The organism is Arthrobacter sp. U41 (assembly GCF_001750145.1).
GTDB lineage: Bacteria > Actinomycetota > Actinomycetes > Actinomycetales > Micrococcaceae > Arthrobacter.
In genome coordinates this window covers 4,122,025-4,145,609 of the sequence record NZ_CP015732.1, presented here as the reverse complement: position 1 = coordinate 4,145,609, position 23,585 = coordinate 4,122,025, and the positions used below count along the sequence as shown (strand labels likewise).

Sequence of the window (23,585 nt, the reverse complement as noted above, 5' to 3'; positions counted from 1 at the left end):
GGGGCACGGCAAGCGCAAAGGCAGGCCATGGAAGTTGTCATTCTGTCCGGCAGCAAGCTGATCGCCGCGCTCGCGGCGGATGCGATTGAGGCGCTGCTCCGGCGCAAGCCCGACGCCGTCCTGGGCCTGGCCACCGGTTCGTCACCGTTGCCGGTCTACAACGAGCTGGCCCTGCGGCACGAGCGCGACGGCCTGGACTTCAGCCGGGTGCGGGCCTTCTCCCTTGACGAGTATGTGGGTCTGCCGGCCGGCCACCCGGAGTCCTACCGTGAGGTGGTCAGGCGCGAATTCACGGAACGGGTGAACATCAACCCGGCGAACGTGCGCGGGCCGGACGGCGGCGCCGCGGACATCCCCGCAGCCTGTATGGCCTTCGAGGACGCCATCCGGGCGGCCGGAGGAGTGGACCTGCAACTGCTGGGAGTCGGAACTGACGGCCACATCGCGTTCAACGAGCCCGGCTCATCCCTTGCCTCACGGACCAGGGTCAAGACCCTGGTCGAGCAGACACGCCGGGACAATGCACGGTTCTTCGGGAGCCTGTCCCAGGTCCCGCACCATGTCGTGACCCAGGGGCTGGGAACCATCCTGGAAGCCCGGCATGTGATCCTCATCGCCACCGGCGCGCAGAAGGCCCAGGCGGTCCGGGACCTCGTGGAAGGACCCGTTGCCGCCATCTGCGCCGCATCCGTCCTGCAGCTGCACCCGCACGCCACGATCCTGGTTGACGAGGCGGCGGCCTCGTCGCTGCGGCTCGCCGATTACTACCGCCACAGCTACGAGAACAAGCCCTCGTGGCAGGGCCTGTAGGGACCGGTTCCCGCGATCCCGCCGGGGTACCGTCGCACGTCCGCCAGATCGAGCGGCTAAGATGGGTCACATGAACAGCATGACCGATCCCCTCGAAAACGACCCGATGCGCGAGCTCTCCGGAGCCGGGACGTCGACGGCCACGATCGAGCGCGAGGAACTGCGCCAGGAAGTGGAACCCGGTGACCGGGACCGCTTCTCGCACTATGTGCGCAAGGAAAAGATCATGGAATCGGCGCTGTCCGGTGAACCGGTCATCGCCCTGTGCGGCAAGGTCTGGACGCCGGGCCGCGACCCGAAGAAGTTCCCCGTGTGCCCCGAGTGCAAAGAGGTCTACGACGGCCTCCGCCCGGGCAAAGACGGCGGCAACGGTTCCGGCGACAAGTAGCGCGGTAGTTCGCGGCGGCGGCGCGGCAGGTCCCTGCGTCCCGCCCTCAGGCGCGCCGCCCTGGACCCGGAGCGACCTGTTCTCCCGGTGACTGATGACCGGTCCGTGCCGGCCGGTGATTGCTTACGGTTCATCCGAAAAGATTGGTGTTTTTGTGCTTAATTGGTTTTCTCCGGCAGCGGCGGCAGTGCGCGGAATGGAGGGCACCTAAGTGACAGAGACACTCTTCGGCGGACCCGTCCTGCCTCCCGCGTATCCTGAGCGGGCCGCCTGGGGCACCGCGCCGAAACTCCGTGCCTGGCAGCAGGAAGCCCTCGACAGCTACTTCAGCACCCATCCGAAGGACTTCCTGGCGGTGGCCACGCCCGGCGCCGGCAAGACCACCTTCGCGCTGCGGGTGGCGTCCATGCTGGTCGAGGCCAACGTCGTCAACCGCATCACCATCGTGGCGCCCACGGACCACCTGAAACGGCAGTGGGCTGACGCCGCCGCGAAGGTGGGGATCGCCATCGACCCGAACTTCAAGAACGCCGACGGCCAGCACGGCCGCGGCTTCATCGGCGTCGCCGTCACCTACGCCCAGGTGGCAAGCAAACCGCTGCTGCACCGGGCCAAAACCGAGGCCGCCCGCACCCTCGTCATCCTCGACGAAATCCACCACGGCGGGGAGGCACTCTCCTGGGGCGACGGGCTGCGCGAGGCCTTCGAGCCCGCGGCGCGCAGGCTCTCACTGACGGGGACACCGTTCCGTTCCGACACCTCGCCCATCCCGTTCGTGGAATACGCCGAGGACCGGGACGGCATCCGCCGTTCCAGGGCGGACTACACCTACGGCTACGGCAAGGCGCTCCGGGACCACGTGGTCCGTCCCGTGATGTTCATGGCCTACTCGGGCCAGATGCGCTGGCGCACGAGCGCCGGCGAGGAGATGGCGGCCTCCCTCGGCGAGTCGGCGGTCACCAAGGATGTCACCGCGCACGCCTGGCGGACCGCGCTGAACCCCACAGGAGCATGGATCCCGGCGGTGCTTGCCGGGGCGGACAAACGGCTGAGCGAGGTGCGCCGGACGGTTCCCGACGCCGGCGGTCTGGTCATCGCGACAGACCACGAGGACGCACGTGCCTACGCCGGCCAGCTGAAGAGGATCACGGGCGAATCGCCCACGGTGATCCTTTCCGACGACACCAAGGCCTCCAGCAAGATCGAGGAGTTCACCGCCAGCGAGAAACGCTGGATGGTGGCCGTGCGGATGGTTTCCGAGGGTGTGGACGTGCCCCGGCTCTCCGTCGGTGTGTACGCGACCTCCACCGCCACTCCACTCTTCTTCGCCCAGGCTGTCGGGCGGTTCGTGCGCGCCCGGAAACGCGGCGAGACGGCGTCGGTCTTCCTGCCCTCCGTGCCGCAGCTGATGGCGCTCGCCAACTCCATGGAAGCCGAGCGGGACCACGCCCTGGACCGCCCCGAGAAGGACGACGGCGACGGGCTTTTCAACCCGGAAGACTCGCTGATGGACGAGGCGAACCGCGAGGAGAAGGCCTCCGATTCGCTGATGAAGGGCAAGTTTGAGGCCCTGGATTCGCAGGCCTCCTTTGACCGCGTGCTGTTCGACGGCGGCGAGTTCGGCACCGGCGGCGAGGTGGGCTCCGAGGACGAGCTCGACTTCCTCGGGATTCCCGGACTGCTCGACGCCGAACAGGTCGGCACGCTGCTGCGCCAGCGCCAGCACGCCCAGCTCAACCGCAAGAATGCGCGGGCCCCGCAGGGTGCCGCCGGTCCGGCCGCTGAGGTACCCGCCGTGCCGGATCATCGCCTGCTGATGGACCTGCGCACCGAACTGGCCAAGAATGTCGCGGCCTGGTCTGCCCGTACGGGCACGCCGCACGGCGTCATCCACACCAAGCTCCGGACGGTCTGCGGCGGCCCGGCCGTGGCCCAGGCCAACGAGGAGCAGTTGCAGACCCGGCTGCGGAAGCTCCAGGACTGGTTCATCGGCCGGAAGTAGCCGCCCGCAGGCACTAAAACGGCACAAAAACGGCACAAAAACGGCATGAAAAAAGGGACCGGGGTCACCCGGTCCCTTTTCTGCGCGCTCTTTGGCCGCAGGCTCGCCGCTACTGGCCGCCGCCGCAGGCCGCGCTGAGGGCCTGACCTGCAGAGGTGTACGCGCCCTGCATCTCCTGCAGCTTGGCGGAGTCCGGGGTCTCCTTCGCCGACTCGTCCAGGAATTCAATGATGGAGTGCAGCGGGGTCTTCAGGTCCGCGGAGGCGGTGGCCTCGACCGGCCTGAGCCGGTTCGCGAGGCGGATCATCCCTGCCTTGTCCTCGTTGGAGGTGGGTCCGGCGCCGACGGTCTGGACCCGGGCGCAGGTTTCCGCAGTGGTGTCTTGCGTGGGGGCCGAGCAGCCGGCGGCGCCGAGCAGAGCCCCGGCAGCGATCAGGACGGTCAGGGTCTTCTTCATGATGTACTCCGGGGTCCTTACGGGTCAGGCGATATTGGCAGGGATTTCGAGTCTACTGCCGGAGCGCGGCTTTCCGGTCAGCGGTCCGGCCGGATGTCGCCACAATCCGGCACGCGACGCCACCGCGTCAGGCGATGTCAACCCCTCCGAGTTCCATCTCAGCAACGGCGTCGTCGAGATCCTCGGCGACCCCGACGGTCAGGTCACGCAGCACGGTCACGGAGTATCCGGCCTGCACCCCGTCCAGGGCAGTCGCCTTGACGCAGTGGTCGGTGGCGATGCCGACGACCACCACGTCTTCGACGTCGTGGCTCTGCAGCCAGTCGTCAAGCCCGATCGCGTCCTCGCCACCGGCGTATTCACTGCCGGCGGTGGCTCCGGCGTCGAAGTCGCTCCCGGGGGCGGCCCCGGAGACCGGCATGGCACCGGGCTTCCGGTCACCGGTGGGCACGGCGTCGTCGGGGGCGAGCAGCCCTTCAAAGCCCGAGTAGGCCGCCGTGAACTGGCCCTTGCGGAAGTAGGCCTGGATGTATTCGGTGTCGAGGTCCGGGTGGAGTTCGGCGCCGCGGGTTCCGGCCACGCAGTGCTTCGGCCAGCTGCCGACGAAGTCGGGGTCCTCCGAGAAGTGCGCGCCGGGATCAATATGCCAGTCCTGGGTCGCCACGATGTGGTCAAACTGTCCGTGGTGGGCGTCGACGTATTCGCTGATGGCGCCGGCGAGGTCCGCCCCGCCTGCGACCGGCAGCGAGCCCCCTTCGCAGAAATCGTTCTGGACGTCGACAATGATCAGGGCGCGGGACATCAGTTCTCCTCGTAGATGGTGGGGATGGCTGCTTCGCCGCGCTGCAGCCGGTTCACGACGGCGGGAAGCTCCTTCATGGTGTCCGCGTGACGCTTGCGGGCCCGCAGCACACCCTCCGCCCCGGTCCAGCCGGGCAGCAGTGCGCCGTTCTTGACGAACTGCTGCAGCAGGGGCCGGTCGTTGCCGTCGTCCTCCGGGCGGTGCCCGATTCCGACGATCTCCTGGGTGGCCGTGCCGCGCTCGTTGAGCTTCCGCAGGGCGTACTTGCGGCCGCCCTTGCTGGATTTGTTCTTGGCGGCCTTGGCGACGGGAACGAAGTTCCCGTCGTCGTCGGTGCGGCTGACCAGCTTGTAGACCATGCTCGCCGTCGGGGCGCCGGAACCGGTCACGAGGGAGGTGCCGACGCCGTAGGAGTCCACCGGGGCGGACTGCAGGGCGGCGATGGCGAATTCGTCCAGGTCGGAGGTGACGATAATGCGCGTCCGCTCGTTGCCCAGATCGTCGAGGAGCTGGCGGACCCACTGCGCCTGGGCCACGAGGTCCCCGGAATCCAGGCGCACCGCACCGAGTTTGTCGCCGGCCAGTTCGACGGCGGTGCGCACGGCAGCCTCGACGTCGTAGGTGTCCACCAGCAGCGCGGTTCCGGCGCCCATCGAGGCAATCTGCGCCTCGAAGGCCTCGCGTTCGGTGTCGTGCAGGAGGGTGAAGGAATGCGCGGCGGTGCCGACCGTTTTAAGCCCGTAGCGGAGCCCGGCCTCAAGGTTGGAGGTGCTGTCGAAGCCGGCGATGATGGCGGCCCGGGCGGCAGAGACGGCCGATTCCTCCTGGGTGCGGCGCGAGCCCATCTCCACGCAGGGGCGGCTGCCGGCCGCGGTGATCATCCGCGAGGCCGCGGAGGCGATGGCGCTGTCGTGGTTGAGGATCGAGAGGATGTAGGTCTCGAGGATGCAGGCCTCCGCGAAGGTGGCCTCGACGATCAGGATGGGGGAGTTGGGGAAGTACGCTTCACCCTCCGCGTAGCCCCAGATGTCGCCGGAGAAGGAGAACCCGGCCAGATAGTCCAGGGTTTCCTCGTTGACCACCTTCGTGCGGCGGAGGAAATCGATTTCGGTGTCGCCGAAGCGGAAGTCCGCGATGCCCTCCAGCAGCCGGCCGGTGCCGCCCACAACGCCGTAGCGGCGCCCGTCCGGCAGGCGCCGGGCGAAGGCCTCGAAGACTGACCTGCGGTGGGCGGCGCCGGAATGCAGCGCGGCCTGCAGCATGGTCAGCTCGTAATGGTCGGTGTACAGGGACGTGCGGGGACGTTCCCAGCCAGCTGAGGTACTCACAAATTCACTCTAGTGCGCATCCCCATAGAATGGACAGATGACCCTCAGCGTTGCGCTCGGCCCTGACACCCAGGAGAGCACCCAGACCGGAACAGTGACGTCGACCGATGTCCTGACCGCCCCGGACATCCCTTGGAACCTCGTGATCTGGAATGATCCGGTGAACCTGATGAGCTACGTGAGCTACGTGTTCCGCAGCTACTTCGGCTATTCGGAGGCCAAAGCCAACAAGCTCATGCTGGAGGTCCACAAAAAGGGGCGCTCCATCGTGGCGCACGGCAGTAAGGAGCAGGTGGAGCAGCACGCGGTCGCGATGCACGGCTACGGTCTCTGGGCCACGGTGGAAAAAGCCACCGGCAGCGGCGAGGGCTCAGGTTCAGGCAAGGGCAAAGGAAAACGTGGCTAAGGCATTCAAGTTCGGAATCAAGGGCATTACCGGCTATCTGGAACCGGCCGAGCGGGAACTGCTGCGCAGCCTGTTCGACGACGTCGTGTCCATGCTGGAGCCGGAGGAACGCACCAACCAGGACCCCCTCGCCGCGCTCGTCGGACTCGATTCCGCGGCGCGTGAACCCTCGGACCGTGCCCTGCGCCGGCTGCTCCCGAACGTCTCGAAGAACGACGACGCCGCCTCGCTGGAGTTCCGCCGGTATACCGAGCGTTCGCTGCGCGAGAGCAAGATCGGTGCGTTGAAGGCCGCGTCCCTCGGGCTGGACAAGGATGAACTGGTCCTGACCCCCGCCGACGCGCGGCACTGGTCGATGGCGCTCAACGACGTCCGGCTGGTGCTGGCCGAACGCCTGGACATCCGCGACGACGAGGATGCCGGGCACGTGCACCTGATGCAGGACTGGTCCCAGGCCGAGGACGTCGAAAGCTACCTTGCCCTGGTCTACAACTTCACCACCTGGCTCCAGGAATCCCTGGTCCAGGCGATGCTGCAGTCGCTGGAGACGCGCCGCTGAACAGCGGCGCCGGCTGCCGCCCGGCGGCGGACTCCTCCGACGCATGTGACAAATTAGACATGAGTCGGACGACACAATGAGATGGCCGCGCCACGGGCTAAGCCCTATCCTCGAATAATCATGACTTCAGCATCGAGCACGGATCCGGCAGCGGGAGCTGCTGCGGACTCCCCAGCGAGCAGTACCGCCGCCAGCCGGATGGGATCGCGCCCCATCGGTGTGTTCGATTCCGGTGTCGGCGGACTCACCGTGGCCCGGTCCATCATCGACCAGCTGCCCAACGAATCCATCCTCTACGTCGGCGACACCGCCAACGGACCCTACGGCCCGCTCCCGATCGCCGAGGTCCGGGCCAACGCCCTGGGGGTGATGGATGAACTGGTGGATTCCGGTGTGAAGCTGCTGACCATCGCCTGCAACTCAGCGTCCGCCGCCGTGCTGCGCGACGCCCGCGAACGCTACACCGCCCGCTACGGGATCCCCGTCATCGAAGTGATCCAGCCGGCGGTCCGCCGCGCCGTCGCCGCCACCCGCAGCGGCCGCGTCGGTGTGATCGGCACCTCGGCCACCATCGGCTCCCGCGCCTACGAGGACACCTTTGCCGCCGCCCCGGACCTGCGCATCACCTCGGTGGCCTGCCCCGCGTTCGTGCCCTACGTCGAAGCCGGCATCACCACCGGGCCGGAACTGCTCGCCGTCGCCCGCGAATACCTGGCACCGCTCAAAGCCGCCGGGGTGGACACCGTGGTGCTGGGCTGCACGCACTATCCGCTGCTCACCGGCGTGATCTCCTACGTGATGGGGGAGGACGTCACCCTCGTCTCCAGCGCGGAGGAGACGGCCAAGGACGTCTACCGGGCGCTGGCCTCCCGCGGGCTGGAACGCACTGACGCCTCGGACCCGACCCACAACTTCATCGCGACGGGGGACGCCGCACAGTTCGAGCACCTCGCCCGCCGTTTCCTCGGGCCCGAGGTCCTCAGCGTCCGCCACGTGGACCACGTCGCGGCCCAGTACCCCACGGGCAGCCTGGCCAGGATCACGCCGGAGATGATCGCCGCTGCCCAGGCCGGCCCAGGCCGGTCCAGGATCTCCAACTTCGTAGCCGGATCCGCGGGCGGGGGAACACTGCTGTGAAGCTGACCATCGTGGGCTGTACCGGATCCTTTCCGGGGCCGGGCTCACCGGCGTCGTGCTACCTGCTGACCGCCACCGACGGCGAACGGAACTGGAAGATCGTCCTGGACCTCGGAAGCGGGGCGCTCGGGGCCATCCAGCGCTACACGGATCTGGAAGACATCGACGGCATCTTCCTCACCCACCTGCACCCGGACCACTGCATGGACCTGTGCGGGCTCCACGTCGCGGTGCGCTGGAAACCGGGCGGCTGGGGACGGGGCAGGATCCCGGTCTGGGGCCCCGCCGCCACTGCCGACCGGATGGCCACGGCCTACGGCCTGGAACTGGACCCGGGGATGCACGAGGAATTCGACTTCAGCAACTGGTCCGAGCGCAAGCCGGTGACCATGGGACCGTTCACGGTCACCCCCTACGCCGTCAACCACCCGGTGGAAGAGGCGTACGCGCTCCGGGTGGAGGTCACCGAACCGGACAGCGACGGCAACCCCGTCACCCGGGTGCTCAGCTACTCGGGCGACACCGACTCCTGCAGCGGTCTCGAGGACGCTGCCCGCGACGCCGATCTGTTCCTCTGCGAGGCGGCCTTCGAGGAAGGCCGCGACGACGGCATCAAGGACGTGCACCTGACCGGCAAGCGCGCCGGGGAGGCCGCCGTGGCCGCAGCTGCCCGGCGGCTGCTGCTGACCCACATCCCGGTCTGGACGTCCCCGACAACCGTTATGGCGGAAGCCAAGGACGTCTTCGGCCAGCACGTGGCCGTGGCCGTCGCAGGAGTGCATTACACCATCTGAGCGGGACCCCGCCCTCCGGGCAGTCCTGGTGGGCGCGGTCGTTCCGGGAAGGGTCGATAAGCTAATGGCATGACTTCCGAAGCCCTAACTGTCCCCGTTATCCGCGCCGATGGCCGCACCCCCGATCAGCTCCGTCCGATCAGCATCACCCGCGGCTGGTCCAAGCAGGCCGAGGGATCGGCCCTGATCGAGTTCGGCAACACCCGGGTGCTGTGCACGGCCTCCCTGACCGAGGGCGTCCCGCGCTGGCTCAAGGGCGAGGGCCGCGGCTGGGTCACGGCCGAATACGCCATGCTTCCGCGCGCCACCAACACCCGCTCCGACCGCGAGTCCGTCAAGGGCAAGATCGGCGGCCGCACCCACGAAATCTCCCGGCTCATCGGCCGTTCGCTGCGATCCATCATCGACACCAAGGCCCTGGGCGAGATCACCATCGTGCTGGACTGCGATGTCCTGCAGGCCGACGGCGGAACCCGCACTGCCGCCATCACCGGCGCCTACGTGGCCCTGGCCGAGGCCATCCGCTTTGCCCGCGAGAACAAGATGATCGCCCGCAACGCCCAGCCGCTGATCGACACCGTCTCCGCCATCTCCGTCGGCATCATCGACGGCATCCCGATGCTGGACCTGCCGTACGTCGAGGATGTCCGCGCCGAGACCGACATGAACGTCGTCGTCACCGGGTCCGGCAAGTTCGTCGAAGTCCAGGGAACCGCCGAAGGCGCCCCCTTCGACCGTGATGAGCTCAACAAACTGCTGGACCTGGCCCTGATGGGCACGGAGCAGCTGGCCGCCATCCAGCGTGACACCCTGGCGGAAGCCCCGTGACAGGGGGCACCGCAAAGCAGGGAGCAGCGCAGCCCGGACCCGCGCCGGTACTGGTGCTCGCCACGCACAACCGGGGCAAGCTCCGGGAACTTCGTGAGCTGCTGCGCGGGCAGGTGCCCGGCCTCGACGTCGACACCCAGGTGGTGGACGCGGGCGCCGTCGGCGCTCCCGACGTTGCCGAGACCGGTGTGACCTTCGCCGAGAACTCGCTGCTCAAGGCGCGCGCGGTGGCGCAGGCGACCGGGCTCGTGGCGATCGCCGACGACTCCGGGCTCGCCGTCGATGTGCTGGGCGGGGCTCCCGGGATCTTCTCGGCCCGCTGGGCCGGCCGCCACGGGGACGACGCCGCCAACCTGCGGCTGCTGCTTGACCAGCTGGCGGACGTTCCCGACGCGTACCGCGGCGCCGCATTTGTCTGTGCCGCGGCCCTGGCCGTCCCGGGCTCCGCCTCCGGGGAGGGCCGGGAAGTTGTGGAGTACGGGCAGCTCGAGGGGACCCTGCTGCGCGAACCACGCGGTGCCGGCGGCTTCGGCTACGACCCGGTCCTTCAGCCCAGCGGGCTGGACCGCAGCTGCGCCGAGCTGAGCGCGGAGGAGAAGAACGCCATCAGCCATCGCGGGCACGCGTTCCGGGCGCTGCTCCCGGCGATCGTGGCGGCGCTGTCCGGGAGGTAGCCCAGCCGGCGGCAACCGGACGTTAACAAAGGAAGGCGCCCCACACTGTGGGGCGCCTTCCTTGTGCGCTGGTTGGTCCGGAACCGCTGGTCCGGGACGGGAGTTACGGCGTCTTGCGTTCCTCTTCGGGCTCGTGCTCCTCGATGAACTCCTCGACGAGGTCGGTTCCGTACTTTTCGGCCTGGCGCTTGGCGACGAAGCCGCGGGCGACCTCAACGCCGATCGGGATCACCGAGAGCAGGACGATCGCGATGAAGATGATGTCCAGGTTTTCGCGGACCCACGGGAAGGTATCGCCCAGCAGGAAGCCCAGCAGGGTCACGCCGCCGCCCCAGAGCACGGCGCCGATCACGTTGAAGACGAAGAACTTGCGCTTGCTCATCTGGGCGACGCCCACGATCACCGGGACGAAGGTCCGGATGATCGGCACGAAACGGGCCAGGATCAGCGCCTTGCCGCCATGCTTCTCGAAGAAGGCGTGGGCGCTTTCAACGTTTTCGCGCTTGAAGAGCCTGGAATTCGGCTTGTTGAAGATGGCCGGTCCGGCCTTGGACCCGATCAGGTAGCCGACCTGGTTCCCGACGATCGCAGCGCCGATGATCAGCAGCACGAAAGCCCAGATGTTGAACTTGATGGTCCCGGTGGCGACCAGGAGTCCGGCCGTGAACAGGAGGGAGTCGCCCGGTAGGAAGAAGCCGATCAGCAGTCCGGTCTCGGCGAAGATGATGCCGCAGACCAGCAGCACAACCCACGGCGCGAGGGCGGGGTCGGCCAGGAAGACCTGGGGGTTCAGCCAGTCGGGCAGGAACGAGGCCAGCTGCGGCTGGACCGGTCCTGCACCGCCGATCGTGGACACGGCAAGGTCACTCAAAGCAAAAAGGTTCACCCGTCAAGGGTACTTGACAGCCGCCGTCGGGCGCTCCCGGCGGATGCCGCGGGCGGGGCCGGTGCGGGCCGCGCCGGAATCCGGCGGTAAAGTTTGGGGCGTGGGTTTGGACTTTACGGCGATCGACTTTGAGACCGCGAATGGCTTCCGCGGTTCACCGTGCGCTGTTGGCCTGAGCAAGGTGCGTGGCGGCGTCGTGGTCGAGGAGGCGTCCTGGCTGATGCGGCCGCCGGAAAACCACGACCGCTTCGACCACCACAACGTCCGGATCCACGGAATCCGGCCTGAGCAGGTGGCCGGGCTGCCCCGCTTCGGTGAATTGTTCCCGGAGATCGGCGCCTTCATCGGCGGCGACGTCCTGGCCGCGCACAATGCCGCCTTCGACCTCGGTGTGATCCGCTCGGGACTTGAGGTCTCCGGCCTCCCGGGCCCGGCCTATGACTTCGTCTGCACGGTCATGCTCTCCCGCCGCTGCTACTCCCTGGTCTCCAACTCCCTGCCCTACGCGGCCGGGGAGGCCGGTGTCCCGCTGGTCAACCACCACGACGCCGCCGAGGACGCGCGGGCCTGCGCCGGGATCCTGATTGACATTGCCGCGCGCAACGGCGCCGGCAGCATCGCGGAGCTCTACCTGTCCCTGGGCCTGACGGTCTCCCGCCAGGCCGCCTTCGACCCGCTGCGCGATCCGCTTTCCAAAGCCAGCCAGTCGGCCCTGGACGCACTCGCCGGGGGAGGGCCTGCCGTGAGCGCGGTCCGCGCCTACCAGCCCGGCTGGCCGGAGGAGGGCGCCAATCCGCCGCCGAACGCCCTCGCCGAGCCCGGGCACCCCCTGTTCGGGCAGACCGTGGTGTTCACCGGCGAGCTGGCCATCCCCCGGCCCGAGGCGAAGGTCCGTTCCGCCGAGTTCGGCGCCCGGCCCGAGAGCCGGGTCACGGCCCGCACCACCGTCCTGGTGGTGGGCGACGGGTTCGTGGCCGCCGACCTGCGCTCCGGCCGCCTCACCGGCAAGGCCCGGCGCGTGCTGGAGCTGCACGACCGCGGCCAGCGGATCGAGGTCCTTTCCGAAGGCGAATTCCTGCAGATGGTGGGCGGGCACGTCGCCTCCGCCGCGCTGGCCTGAACCGGCCGGTCCGGAGCTTCCGCGGTCATACTGCGCAACAAACATTTCGCCCGGGCGGGGCCTGCTCCTAGCCTTGAAGGATGAGCAAACTGACCTCGGCACCACCCGCGACGCCGACACCCGCAATTGCCCGGCGGAGTGGAACCGGCTGGAGGACGGCCTTTGCGTTTCCCAATCCGGTGAACGAGTACGCGGCCCGCGTCACCGCCGGACTTGTGGTGCTGTTGTCCGTGGCGACGCTGCTGACCGGCTTCGGCTGGGGCCTGGCCGTTATTGCCGCGGGGTTCTGGCTGCGGGTCCTGTTCGGCCCGCGGATCTCGCCGCTGGCGCAGCTGTCCGTAAAGGTGCTGACGCCGCGGCTGGGGAAGACCCGGCTGGTCCCGGGCCCGCCGAAGCGCTTCGCGCAGGGCATTGGTGCGGCCCTGTCCACCGCCGCCGCCCTCCTGCTGGCCGCGGGGCTGGCGCCGGCGGCGTGGATCCTGCTGACGGTCCTCATTGTTGCCGCGTCCCTGGAGGCGTTCGCCGGGTTCTGCCTCGGCTGCGCAGTCTTCGGCTTCCTGCAGCGCCGCGGCCTGATCCCCGAGGACGTGTGCGAGGCCTGCAACAACATCTCGCTCCGCCGCGGCTGAGCGCCTGCGGCACCGGCCGGCGCCGGTTCAGGCTCCGGTTACTGCTGCCAGCCGCGACGCCATGCCCCGGATGACCTCCGGGGCCTCAAGCGCTGCGAGCCACTGCGCCGGCAGGCAGTCCTCGCCGTAGAAGGTGCCCAGGATGTTGCCGGCAATCGACGCGGTGGAGTCGCTGTCCCCGCTGTGGTTCACCGCGAGGGCGATTGCCGCGCGGAAGTGGGTCTCGGGGTGCCCGGCAGCCGCCGGATCCGGCGCCGTGGCGAGCACCGCGTAGAGCGCGACGGCGAGTGCCTCCTCGGCCACCCAGCCTTCGCCGAGTTCCCGGACCAGCTCCTCGGGGGCCAGCGGGTCCCCCGCGCCGCCCAGCCGCAGCGCAGCCTCCAGCCGCGCGACCACGTCCGGGTCGGGTTCTTCGCCCTTGCGCAGATGGCCCGCGCCCAGTTCCCCGAGCGCGAAGTGGGCGGCTTCGCGCAGACCGTGTCCGGCGGTCAGGGCATGGATGACGAGGCTGAAGATGCCCGCGCTCTGCCGGGCCGCCGGATGCCCGTGGGTCAGCGAGGCCGCGTCGGAGCTGAGTTTGTAGACGGCGCCGGCCTCGATGTACGGGATCAGGCCGAACGGGGCCGAGCGCATCACCGTGCCGCAGCCCTTGGAGTCCGGGTTGACCGGCCGGTAGAACGTTCCCATCTCCCCGGTCGCCAGTCCGGTCAAACAGGTCTTCCCCGGGGCGCGGCGGTGCTTGAGGACAACGTGGGAGTCGATCCAGCGGGGCGGCTGGAACGGTGCCGATTCCGGAACCGCCACGCCCTGGGTGCCGAGCCAGCGCAGGTAGGCGAGCCACAGGCAGGCGTTGGTGTCCGCGCCCACCCCCGAGTTGGCCCACTCCAGCGCCTCCAGCAGCCCGTCCACGGTGTAAAGCGTGAGCTGCGTGTCGTCGGAGAAGTGGCTGCCGCCGTCGAGAGCGGAAAAATCCTGCAGTCCCTCCGGGCCGAACTTCCCGCGGATGGCCGAGATGTCGTCGAATTCGACGGCGTACCCCAGCGAATCACCGAGCGCGCCGCCCAGCAGGCAGCCGTGGATCCGGGATTCGTGCGAGGGGGCTGGTGCCAGTGCGGGCGTGATGACGGGCTCGTTACTCATGACTAAGAATTTTACCCCCGTCCCCACCGGGAGCCGGCACTCCACGTTGGGGTTCCAGTCCGGTTCCAGCCAACGTCCAGACTCCGCTGACAGACTGCTCGCTGACCCCCAAGCAAAGGAATCCCTGAACATGATCACGCCTGCGTCAGCCCTCGCGTCGCCCGACCGGCCGGCCGCCACTCCCGATGACGAACTGCGGCCCGGGCTGCTGGGCCGGTCGTCCGCCGAGGCCCTCGGAACCTTCTTCGTGGTGGTCGCCGGGCTGGGCGTTCCGCTGTTCACCATTCCGCAGTCGAACCCGCTCTCCGCCGCCCTGGCCGCGGGGCTGGCACTGACGGCGGCGATGCTGGCGTTCGGGTACCTCTCCGGCGGCCACTTCAATCCCGTTGTTACGGCGGGAAACGCCATTGCGGGCCGCATCCGGCTCGCTGACGCGGGGGCCTACGTGGGCGCGCAGCTGGTGGGCGCGCTCCTCGGCGCGGTGACGCTCTTCGGTATCCTGCGCACCGTCCCCAACATCGCCGATACCCGGACCGCCTTTGACACGGTGACCGCCGGTTTCGGCGAGAATTCCATCATCCAGGTCCCGCTGGCCGGTGTGCTGCTCATTGAGGTGCTCGGTGCTGCCCTGCTCGTGGCCGTCTACCTGGGCACCACCGCCGCCCGGAACCCGTCACGGCTGGCCGCGCCCTTCGCCGTCGGCCTGACCATGGCGGTCCTGCTGCAGTTCGGCCAGGCGGCCGGCAACACTGCCTTTAATCCGGCGCGCGCCACCGCGTCCGCGCTCTTCAGCAGCTCCGACACGCTGGGGCAGCTGTGGCTCTTCTGGGTAGCTCCGCTGGTGGGCGCGGCCCTCGCGGGACTTGTTTTCCGCGGCTTCGCTCAGTCAACCCCGGCCCCCGTGCCCGTGAACGCTGCGGTGGACGAGCTGGACGACGCCGGCGACGTGGACGCCCAGGACGAGATGCCGGTGCCGGCACGGGGACCCGCGGCCGGCGGCGGACCGGTTGCCGGCAGCGATGATGCGCGCGCCTTCTTCGACGGGGAACGCGGAGAGCGAAGAGAGCGCGGCGAGTAACCCGCACCTGCAACGCGGGGTCACCTCCGGCCCATCCGGCGGCGGATGATGGGCGCTGGGTGACCCCGCGTTGCTGTTGCGGAGCGTTGGCGCATTACCGTCGGTGCCAGCCGATACCGTAGGAGCATGCGGTTATTGCACACCTCGGACTGGCATTTGGGCCGGTCCTTCCACGGCGTCGGGATGCTCGACGCCCAGCGCGCGTTCATCGAGCAGCTGGTCAGCTTCGTGCGGAATGAGTCGGTCGACGTTGTCCTGATTGCCGGCGACGTCTTCGACCGCGCCCTTCCGGGGGTCGACGTCGTCCGGCTGCTCGATGACGCCCTGGTGGGCCTGACCGGCGCCGGCGCCCAGGTAGTGCTGACCAGCGGCAACCACGACTCGGCCATCCGGCTCGGCTTCGCCTCCCGGCTGCTGGAACGCGGAGGAGTGCACCTGCGTACCCGGCTCGCCGAACTCGACCAGCCTGTGCTGTTCCCGCTCGACGTCGGTGCGGACACGGACGGCGGCGCCGGGCCGCTGCTCGCCATCTACGGCATTCCCTGGCTGGAGCCGCGGCTGGTGGCCGAACAGCTCGGCGTCGAAACCGCCAGCCACTTCGAGGTGACCCGGGCGGCCACCGCACGGATCCGGGCCGATCTTGCGGCCCGGGCCGGGACCCGGACGGTCCATTCCGTGGTGCTGGCCCACACCTTCGCCAGCGGGGGGATCAGCTCCGACAGCGAGCGGGACCTCAGCATCGGCGGGGTCGGCGCCGTCCCGCTGGATCTCTTCGACGGCTTCGGCTACACGGCGCTCGGCCACCTGCACGGCCGGCAGACGCTCTCGCCCTCCGTCCGATACTCCGGTTCCCCGCTTGCGTACTCCTTCTCGGAAGCGCAGCACAAGAAGGGCAGCTGGCTCCTGGACGTCGGCGCCGGCGGCATCGGCGAGGTCCGTGAGGTGCTCTGGGAGGCGCCCCGGACCTTGGCCGTGCTGCGCGGCACACTGGAGGATCTGCTCTCTGCCGGCGATCTCGCGTGGGCGGAATCCGCCTACTGCCAGATCACCCTGACCGACGCGCAGCGCCCGGCCCAGGCCATGGAAAGACTGCGCTCGCGGTTCCCCGACACCCTGGTCCTGGGGTTCGACCCGGAAGGTGCCGGCGCCGCCGCCAGAACCAGCTACAGCAGCAAACTCGCCGAGGCCACGGATGACCTGTCCATCTGCTGCGGTTTTCTGGAGCACGTCCGGGGCCGGGCAGCCGATGACCGTGAGGCAGCTGCCCTGGCCGAAGCACTGGAATCCGTGCGCCTGGAAGGAATTTCGCTGTGAGGATCCACCGTCTGGAAATCTCCGCCTTCGGACCCTTCGCCGGCACCGAACACATCGATTTCGACCGCCTGAGCGCGCACGGACTGTTCCTGCTGAACGGTCCCACCGGCGCCGGCAAGACAAGCGTCCTGGACGCCATCTGCTTCGCGCTCTACGGTTCGGTGCCCGGGGCGCGGCAGGACGGAAAACGGCTGCGCAGCGACCACGCCGGGGCCACCGTGGAGCCCCGGGTCACCTGCGAGTTCTCCGCGCGCGGGCGGCACTTCGAGGTCTCGCGCTCTCCCGCCTGGGACAAACCCAGCGCCCGGGGCAAAAAGGGTTTCACCGTCCAGCAGGCCAATACCGTGCTGCGCGAACGCGTCGACGGCGAATGGACCGAGAAGTCCGGCCGCAACGACGAAGCCGGCGCTGAGATCGCCGGGGTCCTCGGTATGAACCGGGAGCAGTTCACCCGCGTGGTGATGCTGCCGCAGGGCGATTTCGCGGCCTTCCTGCGATCCAAAGCAGCCGACCGCCTGGAGCTGCTGCAAAGCCTCTTCGGCACCCAGCGTTTCGAAGCCGTGGAACAGGAGCTCGGCCGGAAGGCGCAGGCCGCCCGCACCGAGGTCGCCGGCCTCAACGGCCGGCTCGAGCTCCTGCTCGCCCAGGCGGAAGCCGAAACAGCGGCGCTTGAGCTCGACACGGCGGATGCTCCTGACCGGATCGATCCGGACTCCTTCCTGGCCTGGCTCGGGGAGAATGCGGCCACTGCCGCGGAGCAGCGCCGCGCGGCCGCGCTGCAGGCCGAGAGGCTGCGCGTCGACCGTTTGCACGAGAGGGACGCCGCGACGGCGCGCGCTGCCCGACAGGCCAGGCTGGCCGCGGCGGAACGCCGGCGCTCCGAGGTTGAGGCCACCGCCGCCGACGCCGCCGCCCGGAGCGGACAGCTGGGCCTGCACCGCAAAGCCGAGGTCCTGGGCGGGCAACTGCAAGCGGTGGACAGTGCCGGGCTGGCGGAAGAACTGGCCGCGGCCGCCATGGCCGCCGCCGCGGAAGAGCTGCACTCAGCTTCCCTCACCGACCCCGAACTTGCCATGTTGCGCAACGGAACGGCGGACGGGCACCCGGGCTCCATCTCCGCTGCCCCCGCCATTAGCGACGGCGCTGCGGACGGCTCCGCGTTCGACGGCGGTGCCCTCCGGTCCGCGCTGGGGGGACTCCGTTCACTGCGTGCGGTGCTGGAGGAGCGGCTGCCCGACGAAGCAAGGCTCTCCGGACTGCGGGGCCGGATCGACAACCTCCGCGGGGACGTGGCCCAGCTGGAAGACGCACAGACGTCCGGGGCTGCCGTCCTCGCCGCCCTGCGGCAGGAATCTGTTGCCCTGCTCGCCGGGCTGCGTCCGCTCGAAGAGCTCGCCGCGGAAGTGCCGTTGCGGACGAAGGAGGCAGCCGCTGCCGAGGAGCTCCTGGTCCTGGTCCGGCGCTACGCCGCGGCCCAGAAAGCCTGCGGAGCGGTTGCGGAACGCCATCGCGGCGCCCGGGAGGAGTACCAGGACCGGCGCCAGCGCTGGCTAGATCTCCGCGAGGAGCGGCTGGCCAATGCCGCGGCCGAACTCGCTTCCCAGTTGCAGGCCGGAGTCCCGTGCCCGGTCTGCGGTAGCCCTGAGCATCCGGTCCCCGCACCCGCCGCCGCTTCAGCGCTGGCAGTGGCAGAGGCCGAACAAACCGCGCAGCAGGCCTGCGAGGCCGCAGAAGCTGCCTTCGCGTCGCTCGAACGGGAACTCTCCGATGCCCAGCAGGACATCGCCGTGCTGGCGGCCCAGGGCGGAAACACCGCGCCCGAGGACGCCAGCCAGGACGCCACCCTGGCCAGGGAACGTGCCGCCGAAGCGCGCCGCGCCGCGGATGACCTCGCCGTCAACCGTGCGCGGCACTCCGAACTGGATGAGCAGATCGCCGGCGCCGAGCAGGCCCGGACGGCCGCTGCGTCCAGTATCGCCCAGACCGAATCCACCCTCACGGAAGTCCAGGAGCAAGCCGATTCCCTTGAACTTGCCCTCGACACACTCCGGGCAGGCCACCCGGTCCTGGCCGACCGGATCACCGCGCTGGACGGCACAACGGCCGTGCTGGAACGCGCCGCCGCGGCGCGGGCCCGGGTCGAACAGGCCGCAGCCCGTTCCGGGGATGCCCGGCAGCAGCTCGCGCTCGCACTTCCGGGCACCGGCTTCGAATCCGCGGATGCGGCCCGGGCCGTGCTGCTTCCGGCCGCGGACGCGGCTGCACTGGAATCTGCGGTCCGCGCCGCACAGGACGAAGCGGCCCGGATCGGGGAACTCTTTGCCAGCGAGGAACTCGTGCTGGCGGCGCACGAGCTGGAAACGGAAGGCCCCCTCGCCGAGGAACGTGTAGAAGGGCTCCGTGCGGACGCGGCCGCCGCGGAGCGCTCTGCCCGGGACGCGGAACTCGCGGCCGGTCTCGCGGAAAAGTCCGTGCGGACCCTGGGCACGATCACCGCGAACTACGCTCAGCTCGCGGCAGCCGGACGGGAACCGCGCGAACGGGCGCAGCTGCTGACCGCCGTCGCCGACGCGGCCCGGGGCGCCGGTGACAACAACTACCGGATGAGCCTGAACAGCTATGTCCTCGCCGCCCGGCTTGAGCAGGTTGCGGTGGCGGCCTCGGAACGGCTGATCGGGATGAGCGACGGCCGCTACACCCTGCAGCACACGGACGCCAGAGCGGCCCGCGGTGCGAAATCCGGTCTCGGCCTGGAAGTGGTGGACCAGTGGACCGGTCAGCGGCGCGACACCGCAACGCTGTCCGGCGGTGAGTCCTTCATGGCCTCGCTCGCGCTGGCCCTTGGGCTGGCGGACGTGGTGCAGCAGGAATCCGGCGGTGTGGACATCGAGACACTGTTCGTGGACGAGGGATTCGGCAGCCTCGACGAACAGGCTCTGGAACAGGTGATGGACGCCCTCGAAGGGCTCCGGGACGGCGGCCGTGTGGTCGGGCTGGTGAGCCATGTGGGGGAGATGAAACAGCGCATCAGCACCCAGCTGCAGGTGGTCAAGGGACGCAACGGTTCCACCCTGCACATTTCGGACGACGCCGAGGGCTGACACCCGCCCCGGCCCGGCGCGATCCGGCACTGACCGGCTGCGCGGGCCCGGCGGGGCTAGACTTGGGGCGTTACCGGGTCGCGCGCATCGGGAGGAGGGACGATGCGCACCATTGAACGAACCCGGAATCATGGCCCTTTCACCGTCTTCCCAGGTGCCCGCCGCCGCGGCGCCGCACCGTCCTGAAACCGCTGCACCTTCCGTGCCCTCAGCTCCGCCGGAACCTGCAGCCCCGCCGCGGGCAACACACACTGGCGGGCGTTTTGCCCGGCTTCCGCTGCTTGCCGGCCGAGGCTTTATCCCGATCGGGCTCTTCGCCCGCCTCCCGCTCGCGATGCTCACCGTCGGGGCCCTCACCCTGGTCACGGCAGTCACCGGCTCCTATGCGGTCGGCGGGGTATCGGCCGGCGCGGTGGGCATCGGTTCGGCCCTCGGCGCCCCCGTCCTCGGCGCGCTGGCGGACCGGCTGGGACAGCGCCCCGTGCTGATCTTCGCCGCCGTCTTCAACACCGTCGCCGTCATCGCGCTGATCCTCGCCGCCCAGTTGATTCCCGGCGGACGGGACCTGGCCGCGGCCGTCCCCGTCCTGGTGGCTGCCTTCGTTGCCGGCGCCAGCTGCCCGCAGGTGGGACCGCTGGCCCGGGTCCGCTGGATGGCACTGACTTCCCGGGGCGGACCCGGCGCGAGCCCCGCGGACCTGGACACTGCCCTGTCCTATGAAAGCACCGCCGACGAACTGACCTTTGTCCTGGGCCCGGCGCTGGTGGGGATCCTCGCCAGCATGATCACACCGTGGCTGCCGCTCGCCCTCGCCGCGGCACTGACCATCACGCTCGTCCCGGCCTTTGCCGTGCACCCCACGCATCACGCAGTGGTCCGGACGCCGGCGCGGACCGTGGCCGGCGCGGCGCACGACAAACAGCTCCGGGCCTCCCGGACCGCCGGACAGCGTGCGGTGGCCTTCGCCGCCGTCGGACTCCCGGTACTGGCCATGGTCTGCATGGGAACCTTCTTCGGTTCCACCCAGACCTCGCTGAGTTCCTTTTCCGCCAGCTTCGCCACCTCCGAGCTGGCCGGCCTGCTCTACGCGGTGATGGGACTGAGCTCCGCCGCGGCTGCCCTCTCGGTGGCGTACTGGCCCCGGCGGTTCACCGCAAACGCCCGCTGGCTGGCCTGCGCGGCGCTGATGGCGGGTCTCTCGCTGTTGCTGCTACTGCCCTCGACCGCTCTGCCGATGGTCCTCGTGCTGCTTGTCCTGGGGCTGCCGGTGGGACCGCTGATGGTCACGGTCTTCGCGATTGGCGGATTCGCCGCCCCGGCCGGAAAACTCGGCACGGTCATGACGGCGCTGGCCAGCGGCATCGTCGCCGGCACCGCGATCGGCTCGTCCGTCGCGGGGCCGCTGGCGCAGAACCACGGCTATCCCGCGGCGTTCCTCGTGCCGGTGTGCGCCGCGGCGGCACTGTTCCTGCTGGGTGCGGCAGCCGCCGTCGTGTCCCGGCGACGGAACAGGGCAACGGCCCCCAACTAACGCAGGCTGACCCGCGGTTGCCCTATGAGGTGTAGTTGCACACAGGGCCCCGGAACGACCGAAGTGATAGCGCACGGGCTACCGCGCCGCCGAGGCGCCGAACTTTGGCGTGTGCACGGTGCCGAGGGTGATGTGGACGGCCTGCTGGTCGGTGTAGAAGTCGATCGAGCGGTAGCCGCCCTCGTGGCCGAGGCCGGAGGCCTTGACGCCGCCGAAGGGGGTTCGGAGGTCCCGGACGTTGTGGCTGTTGAGCCAGACCATGCCGGCCTCCAGGTTCTGCGAGAAGTTGTGCGCGCGGGTCAGGTCGTTGGTCCAGACATAGCCGGCCAGCCCGTACCGGGTGTTGTTCGCCAAAGCCAGCGCCTCGGCGTCGTCCGCGAACGGGGTGATCGCGACCACGGGGCCGAAGATCTCCTCCTGAAAGATCCGGGCGTCCGGCATCACGTCGGCGAAGACCGTGGGTGCAATGTAGTTGCCGGTCGGAAGCCCCTCGGGCCGCCCGCCGCCGGCCAGCAGCCGGCCCTCGGACTTGCCGATCTCGACGTACCGGGCGACCTTGTCGTAGTGCTCGGGGTGGACCAGGGCGCCGACCTCGGTCCTGGGGTCGTGCGGGTCACCGACCACGATGTTTTTGGCGCGGGCGGCGTACTTGTCGCAGAACTCCTCGTAGATGTCCTGGTGGACGAGGATGCGGGACCCGGCGGTGCAGCGCTCGCCGTTGAGCGAGAAGACCCCGAACAGGGTGGAGTCGATCGCGGCGTCCAGGTCGGCGTCGGCGAAGATGATCGCCGGGCTCTTGCCGCCGAGCTCCATGGACAGGCCCTTGAGGTTCTCCGCGGCGTTGCGGAAAATCGTCTTGCCGGTGGTGGTTTCGCCGGTGAAGGAGATCAGCGGCACGTCCGGGTGCTTCACGAGCGCGTCGCCGGCCTCCTCGCCGAGGCCGTTGACCAGGTTGAACACGCCGTCGGGCAGGCCTGCGTCCTTGAAGATCTGCGCCCAGAGGGACGCCGAGAGCGGCGTGAACTCGGCGGGTTTGAGCACCACACAGTTGCCGGTGGCCAGTGCGGGTGCCAGCTTCCAGGACTCCAGCATGAACGGAGTGTTCCAGGGCGTGATGAGCCCGGCGACGCCGATCGGCTTGCGGTTGACGTAGTTGATCTGCGCGCCGGGGACCTTCATGGCGTCATCGAACTGGGCCACGATCAGGTCCGCGAAGAACCGGAAGTTCTCCGCCGCGCGGAGGGCCTGGCCCCTGGCCTGGGTGATCGGCAGCCCGGTGTCGAAGGTCTCCAGCTGCGCCAGGCGGGTTTCCTGGGCCTCGACGGCGTCCGCGATCTTGTTCAGGATGCGGGCGCGTTCGCGCGGCTTCATCCGCGGCCACGGGCCGCTGGTGAAGGCCTTGCGCGCGGCCGCGACGGCCAGGTCGATGTCCTCCTTCTGTCCGGCCGCGGCGGTGGCATACGTTTCGTTCGACACCGGGTCCAGCACGTCGAAGGTCTTCCCGCTGACGGAGTCAACGAATTCGCCGTTGATGTAGTGGCGGATGCGGGTCGGGAGGTCGTCCGGGATGTAGTGCTCAGCCATGGAAATAATCATTCTCCTCATTGAGTACGAAATCGTATACGATACAAACTGCCGGAGACCGTACCGCTTGTCAAGCATTACCTCGAAGGGAGCCCGGCCCCCCGGCCCGGGCAAGGCCGGGCATCAGCCCAGCTGGCTTTCGATCCGCGCGGCGCTCGCAGCCAGGGCCGCGGCGACCTCGGCAGGGTCCTGGGCGGCGCGGATGTAGACAACGCCGAGGGCCGCCGGCCGCCCGCCCGGCACCCGGATCGGGACGGCCAGCGAGGAGACGCCGGCGATAACCTCGTCGTGGCTGGCGGCATAACCCCGGCGTCGCGCCTCGGCCGCTTCGGCCCGGTACGGGATGCCGGGCGCGGCGTCGGCCCATTCCTGGTCTGACAAGGCCGACTGGATTGCGATGCCGGGGGCGCCGGCGCTGATCGGATGCCGGGAGCCGGGATGCTGGACCACGGTGGCCCCGGTGTGGCGCGGATCCACGGTGACGAGGGTGACGCATTCCTCGTGGTCCCAGACGGCAACAAAGGCGCTCATCATCAGCGCATTGGCGAGCTGGGTGAGCTCCGGCAGGGCCGCCGTCTGCAGGTTCCGCGAAACTCCCCGGGCGAGGACCGCCAGGCCCGGGCCGGGCTGGACCCGGCCGCCGTCGTCGCGCACCAGCAGGGAGTGGTCCTCCAGGGTGCGGAGGATCCGGTAGGCCACGGAGCGGTGCACCCCCATCGCATCCGCGAGTTCGGCGATGGTCAGCGGGTGCTCGGCTTCGGCGAGGATTTCCAGGGCGCGGATGCCGCGCGACAACGTCTGGGACGGGGAGGCCTGGGCGCTGCCGGCGGTCGGGGTCATGGGTCCATCCTAGGTGCGGTCGGTCGTGAAGCCGGGATGCACCGGACGGCCCTTGTGCTCCGCCTCACAGTGCGCTAGCGTTCCATATGGGAACTACGTGTTCGATTATAGAACAATTTTGCCGTCAGGACAAGAGCTGCAGAACACGCCCCCACAACATCATCGGCAAATGCAAGG

The 23,585-nt window shown here is 69.3% G+C and carries 22 protein-coding genes; 15 read left to right on the top strand and 7 right to left on the bottom strand.

Annotated features, from left to right (window positions below):
* The first annotated feature begins 27 nt into the window (after positions 1-27).
* From nagB to ASPU41_RS18895, 3 genes are all read left to right on the top strand, one after another.
* Positions 28-810, top strand: a complete 783-nt coding sequence (gene nagB / locus ASPU41_RS18905; protein WP_069952216.1) for a glucosamine-6-phosphate deaminase — start codon at positions 28-30, stop codon at positions 808-810.
* Between the two features lie 79 nt (positions 811-889).
* Positions 890-1,198: a DUF3039 domain-containing protein gene (locus ASPU41_RS18900; RefSeq protein ID WP_442856257.1), complete on the top strand. Its 309-nt coding sequence runs from the start codon at positions 890-892 to the stop codon at positions 1,196-1,198.
* Positions 1,199-1,409: 211 nt separating this feature from the next.
* Positions 1,410-3,200: a DEAD/DEAH box helicase gene (locus ASPU41_RS18895; protein WP_069952214.1), complete on the top strand. Its 1,791-nt coding sequence runs from the start codon at positions 1,410-1,412 to the stop codon at positions 3,198-3,200.
* Positions 3,201-3,309: 109 nt separating this feature from the next.
* Here the strand turns inward: ASPU41_RS18895 and ASPU41_RS18890 are convergent, their stop codons facing one another.
* The 3 genes from ASPU41_RS18890 to ASPU41_RS18880 all read right to left on the bottom strand — a co-directional run bounded on the left by ASPU41_RS18890 (position 3,310) and on the right by ASPU41_RS18880 (position 5,787).
* Positions 3,310-3,657, bottom strand: a complete 348-nt coding sequence (locus tag ASPU41_RS18890; protein ID WP_069952213.1) for a hypothetical protein — start codon at positions 3,655-3,657, stop codon at positions 3,310-3,312.
* 127 nt (positions 3,658-3,784) lie between these two features.
* Entirely contained in the window at positions 3,785-4,459 is a 675-nt protein-coding gene (locus ASPU41_RS18885) for an isochorismatase family protein (protein ID WP_069952212.1), read from the bottom strand.
* Positions 4,459-5,787 carry a nicotinate phosphoribosyltransferase gene (locus ASPU41_RS18880; protein WP_231941114.1) on the bottom strand — a complete coding sequence of 443 codons (1,329 nt, stop codon included), beginning with the start codon at positions 5,785-5,787 and terminating at the stop codon, positions 4,459-4,461. Before ASPU41_RS18880 ends, ASPU41_RS18885 begins: the two co-directional genes overlap by 1 nt.
* A gap of 37 nt (positions 5,788-5,824) precedes the next feature.
* On the opposite strand from ASPU41_RS18880, the gene clpS reads away from it, so the two are divergent.
* The 6 genes from clpS (at position 5,825) to rdgB (ending at position 10,185) form a co-directional block, all read left to right on the top strand.
* Positions 5,825-6,193, top strand: coding sequence for an ATP-dependent Clp protease adapter ClpS (gene clpS / locus ASPU41_RS18875; RefSeq protein ID WP_069952211.1), 369 nt, complete (start codon positions 5,825-5,827; stop codon positions 6,191-6,193).
* The gene (locus ASPU41_RS18870) at positions 6,186-6,752 is read left to right on the top strand and encodes a DUF2017 domain-containing protein (protein ID WP_069952210.1); all 567 of its coding nucleotides are present in this window, start codon (positions 6,186-6,188) and stop codon (positions 6,750-6,752) included. The genes clpS and ASPU41_RS18870 overlap by 8 nt, the downstream gene beginning before the upstream one ends.
* A 120-nt stretch (positions 6,753-6,872) precedes the next feature.
* Positions 6,873-7,889, top strand: coding sequence for a glutamate racemase (gene murI, locus ASPU41_RS18865; RefSeq protein WP_442856217.1), 1,017 nt, complete (start codon positions 6,873-6,875; stop codon positions 7,887-7,889).
* Positions 7,886-8,683 (top strand): MBL fold metallo-hydrolase, encoded by a 798-nt coding sequence (locus ASPU41_RS18860; RefSeq protein ID WP_069952208.1) that lies wholly within the window; start codon positions 7,886-7,888, stop codon positions 8,681-8,683. Before murI ends, ASPU41_RS18860 begins: the two co-directional genes overlap by 4 nt.
* A gap of 69 nt (positions 8,684-8,752) precedes the next feature.
* Positions 8,753-9,511 carry a ribonuclease PH gene (gene rph / locus ASPU41_RS18855; protein ID WP_069952207.1) on the top strand — a complete coding sequence of 253 codons (759 nt, stop codon included), beginning with the start codon at positions 8,753-8,755 and terminating at the stop codon, positions 9,509-9,511.
* Positions 9,508-10,185: an RdgB/HAM1 family non-canonical purine NTP pyrophosphatase gene (rdgB, locus tag ASPU41_RS18850; RefSeq protein ID WP_069952206.1), complete on the top strand. Its 678-nt coding sequence runs from the start codon at positions 9,508-9,510 to the stop codon at positions 10,183-10,185. Before rph ends, rdgB begins: the two co-directional genes overlap by 4 nt.
* A gap of 103 nt (positions 10,186-10,288) precedes the next feature.
* Here the strand turns inward: rdgB and ASPU41_RS18845 are convergent, their stop codons facing one another.
* The gene (locus tag ASPU41_RS18845; RefSeq protein WP_069952815.1) at positions 10,289-11,056 is read right to left on the bottom strand and encodes a VTT domain-containing protein; all 768 of its coding nucleotides are present in this window, start codon (positions 11,054-11,056) and stop codon (positions 10,289-10,291) included.
* Positions 11,057-11,171: 115 nt separating this feature from the next.
* On the opposite strand from ASPU41_RS18845, the gene ASPU41_RS18840 reads away from it, so the two are divergent.
* Positions 11,172-12,191 carry an exonuclease domain-containing protein gene (locus ASPU41_RS18840; RefSeq protein WP_069952205.1) on the top strand — a complete coding sequence of 340 codons (1,020 nt, stop codon included), beginning with the start codon at positions 11,172-11,174 and terminating at the stop codon, positions 12,189-12,191.
* An 80-nt stretch (positions 12,192-12,271) separates the two neighbouring features.
* Positions 12,272-12,820, top strand: a complete 549-nt coding sequence (locus ASPU41_RS18835) for a DUF4395 domain-containing protein (RefSeq protein WP_083266619.1) — start codon at positions 12,272-12,274, stop codon at positions 12,818-12,820.
* 27 nt (positions 12,821-12,847) lie between these two features.
* Here ASPU41_RS18835 and ASPU41_RS18830 read toward each other — a convergent pair whose 3' ends face one another.
* On the bottom strand, positions 12,848-13,960 hold the full coding sequence (locus ASPU41_RS18830) for an ADP-ribosylglycohydrolase family protein (protein WP_069952204.1): 1,113 nt from the start codon (positions 13,958-13,960) through the stop codon (positions 12,848-12,850).
* A gap of 130 nt (positions 13,961-14,090) precedes the next feature.
* On the opposite strand from ASPU41_RS18830, the gene ASPU41_RS18825 reads away from it, so the two are divergent.
* The 4 genes from ASPU41_RS18825 (at position 14,091) to ASPU41_RS18810 (ending at position 20,984) form a co-directional block, all read left to right on the top strand.
* Positions 14,091-15,038, top strand: a complete 948-nt coding sequence (locus ASPU41_RS18825; protein WP_069952203.1) for an MIP/aquaporin family protein — start codon at positions 14,091-14,093, stop codon at positions 15,036-15,038.
* A gap of 126 nt (positions 15,039-15,164) precedes the next feature.
* Positions 15,165-16,352: an exonuclease SbcCD subunit D gene (locus tag ASPU41_RS18820; RefSeq protein WP_069952202.1), complete on the top strand. Its 1,188-nt coding sequence runs from the start codon at positions 15,165-15,167 to the stop codon at positions 16,350-16,352.
* Complete coding sequence (locus tag ASPU41_RS18815) at positions 16,349-19,453, top strand: AAA family ATPase (RefSeq protein WP_069952201.1); 3,105 nt, start codon at positions 16,349-16,351, stop codon at positions 19,451-19,453. The genes ASPU41_RS18820 and ASPU41_RS18815 overlap by 4 nt, the downstream gene beginning before the upstream one ends.
* Positions 19,454-19,583: 130 nt before the next feature.
* Entirely contained in the window at positions 19,584-20,984 is a 1,401-nt protein-coding gene (locus tag ASPU41_RS18810; protein WP_083266714.1) for an MFS transporter, read from the top strand.
* 78 nt (positions 20,985-21,062) lie between these two features.
* Here the strand turns inward: ASPU41_RS18810 and hpaE are convergent, their stop codons facing one another.
* Together hpaE and ASPU41_RS18800 are read right to left on the bottom strand one after the other, a co-directional pair.
* Entirely contained in the window at positions 21,063-22,568 is a 1,506-nt protein-coding gene (hpaE, locus tag ASPU41_RS18805; RefSeq protein ID WP_442856216.1) for a 5-carboxymethyl-2-hydroxymuconate semialdehyde dehydrogenase, read from the bottom strand.
* A 123-nt stretch (positions 22,569-22,691) separates the two neighbouring features.
* A complete protein-coding gene (locus tag ASPU41_RS18800) occupies positions 22,692-23,408 on the bottom strand; it encodes an IclR family transcriptional regulator (protein WP_069952199.1) in 717 nt (238 codons plus the stop codon).
* Positions 23,409-23,585 lie beyond the last annotated feature (177 nt).

Coding starts and splice junctions, on each gene's coding strand:
- ASPU41_RS18900 (WP_442856257.1), top strand. CDS start 890: ATGACCGATCCCCTCGAAAACGACCCGATGCGCGAGCTCTCCGGAGCC.
- ASPU41_RS18835 (WP_083266619.1), top strand. CDS start 12,272: ATGAGCAAACTGACCTCGGCACCACCCGCGACGCCGACACCCGCAATT.
- ASPU41_RS18820 (WP_069952202.1), top strand. CDS start 15,165: ATGCGGTTATTGCACACCTCGGACTGGCATTTGGGCCGGTCCTTCCAC.
- ASPU41_RS18885 (WP_069952212.1), bottom strand. CDS start 4,459: ATGTCCCGCGCCCTGATCATTGTCGACGTCCAGAACGATTTCTGCGAA.
- clpS (WP_069952211.1), top strand. CDS start 5,825: ATGACCCTCAGCGTTGCGCTCGGCCCTGACACCCAGGAGAGCACCCAG.
- hpaE (WP_442856216.1), bottom strand. CDS start 22,568: ATGGCTGAGCACTACATCCCGGACGACCTCCCGACCCGCATCCGCCAC.
- ASPU41_RS18890 (WP_069952213.1), bottom strand. CDS start 3,657: ATGAAGAAGACCCTGACCGTCCTGATCGCTGCCGGGGCTCTGCTCGGC.
- rph (WP_069952207.1), top strand. CDS start 8,753: ATGACTTCCGAAGCCCTAACTGTCCCCGTTATCCGCGCCGATGGCCGC.
- nagB (WP_069952216.1), top strand. CDS start 28: ATGGAAGTTGTCATTCTGTCCGGCAGCAAGCTGATCGCCGCGCTCGCG.
- ASPU41_RS18830 (WP_069952204.1), bottom strand. CDS start 13,960: ATGAGTAACGAGCCCGTCATCACGCCCGCACTGGCACCAGCCCCCTCG.
- murI (WP_442856217.1), top strand. CDS start 6,873: ATGACTTCAGCATCGAGCACGGATCCGGCAGCGGGAGCTGCTGCGGAC.
- ASPU41_RS18825 (WP_069952203.1), top strand. CDS start 14,091: ATGATCACGCCTGCGTCAGCCCTCGCGTCGCCCGACCGGCCGGCCGCC.
- ASPU41_RS18800 (WP_069952199.1), bottom strand. CDS start 23,408: ATGACCCCGACCGCCGGCAGCGCCCAGGCCTCCCCGTCCCAGACGTTG.
- ASPU41_RS18810 (WP_083266714.1), top strand. CDS start 19,584: ATGGCCCTTTCACCGTCTTCCCAGGTGCCCGCCGCCGCGGCGCCGCAC.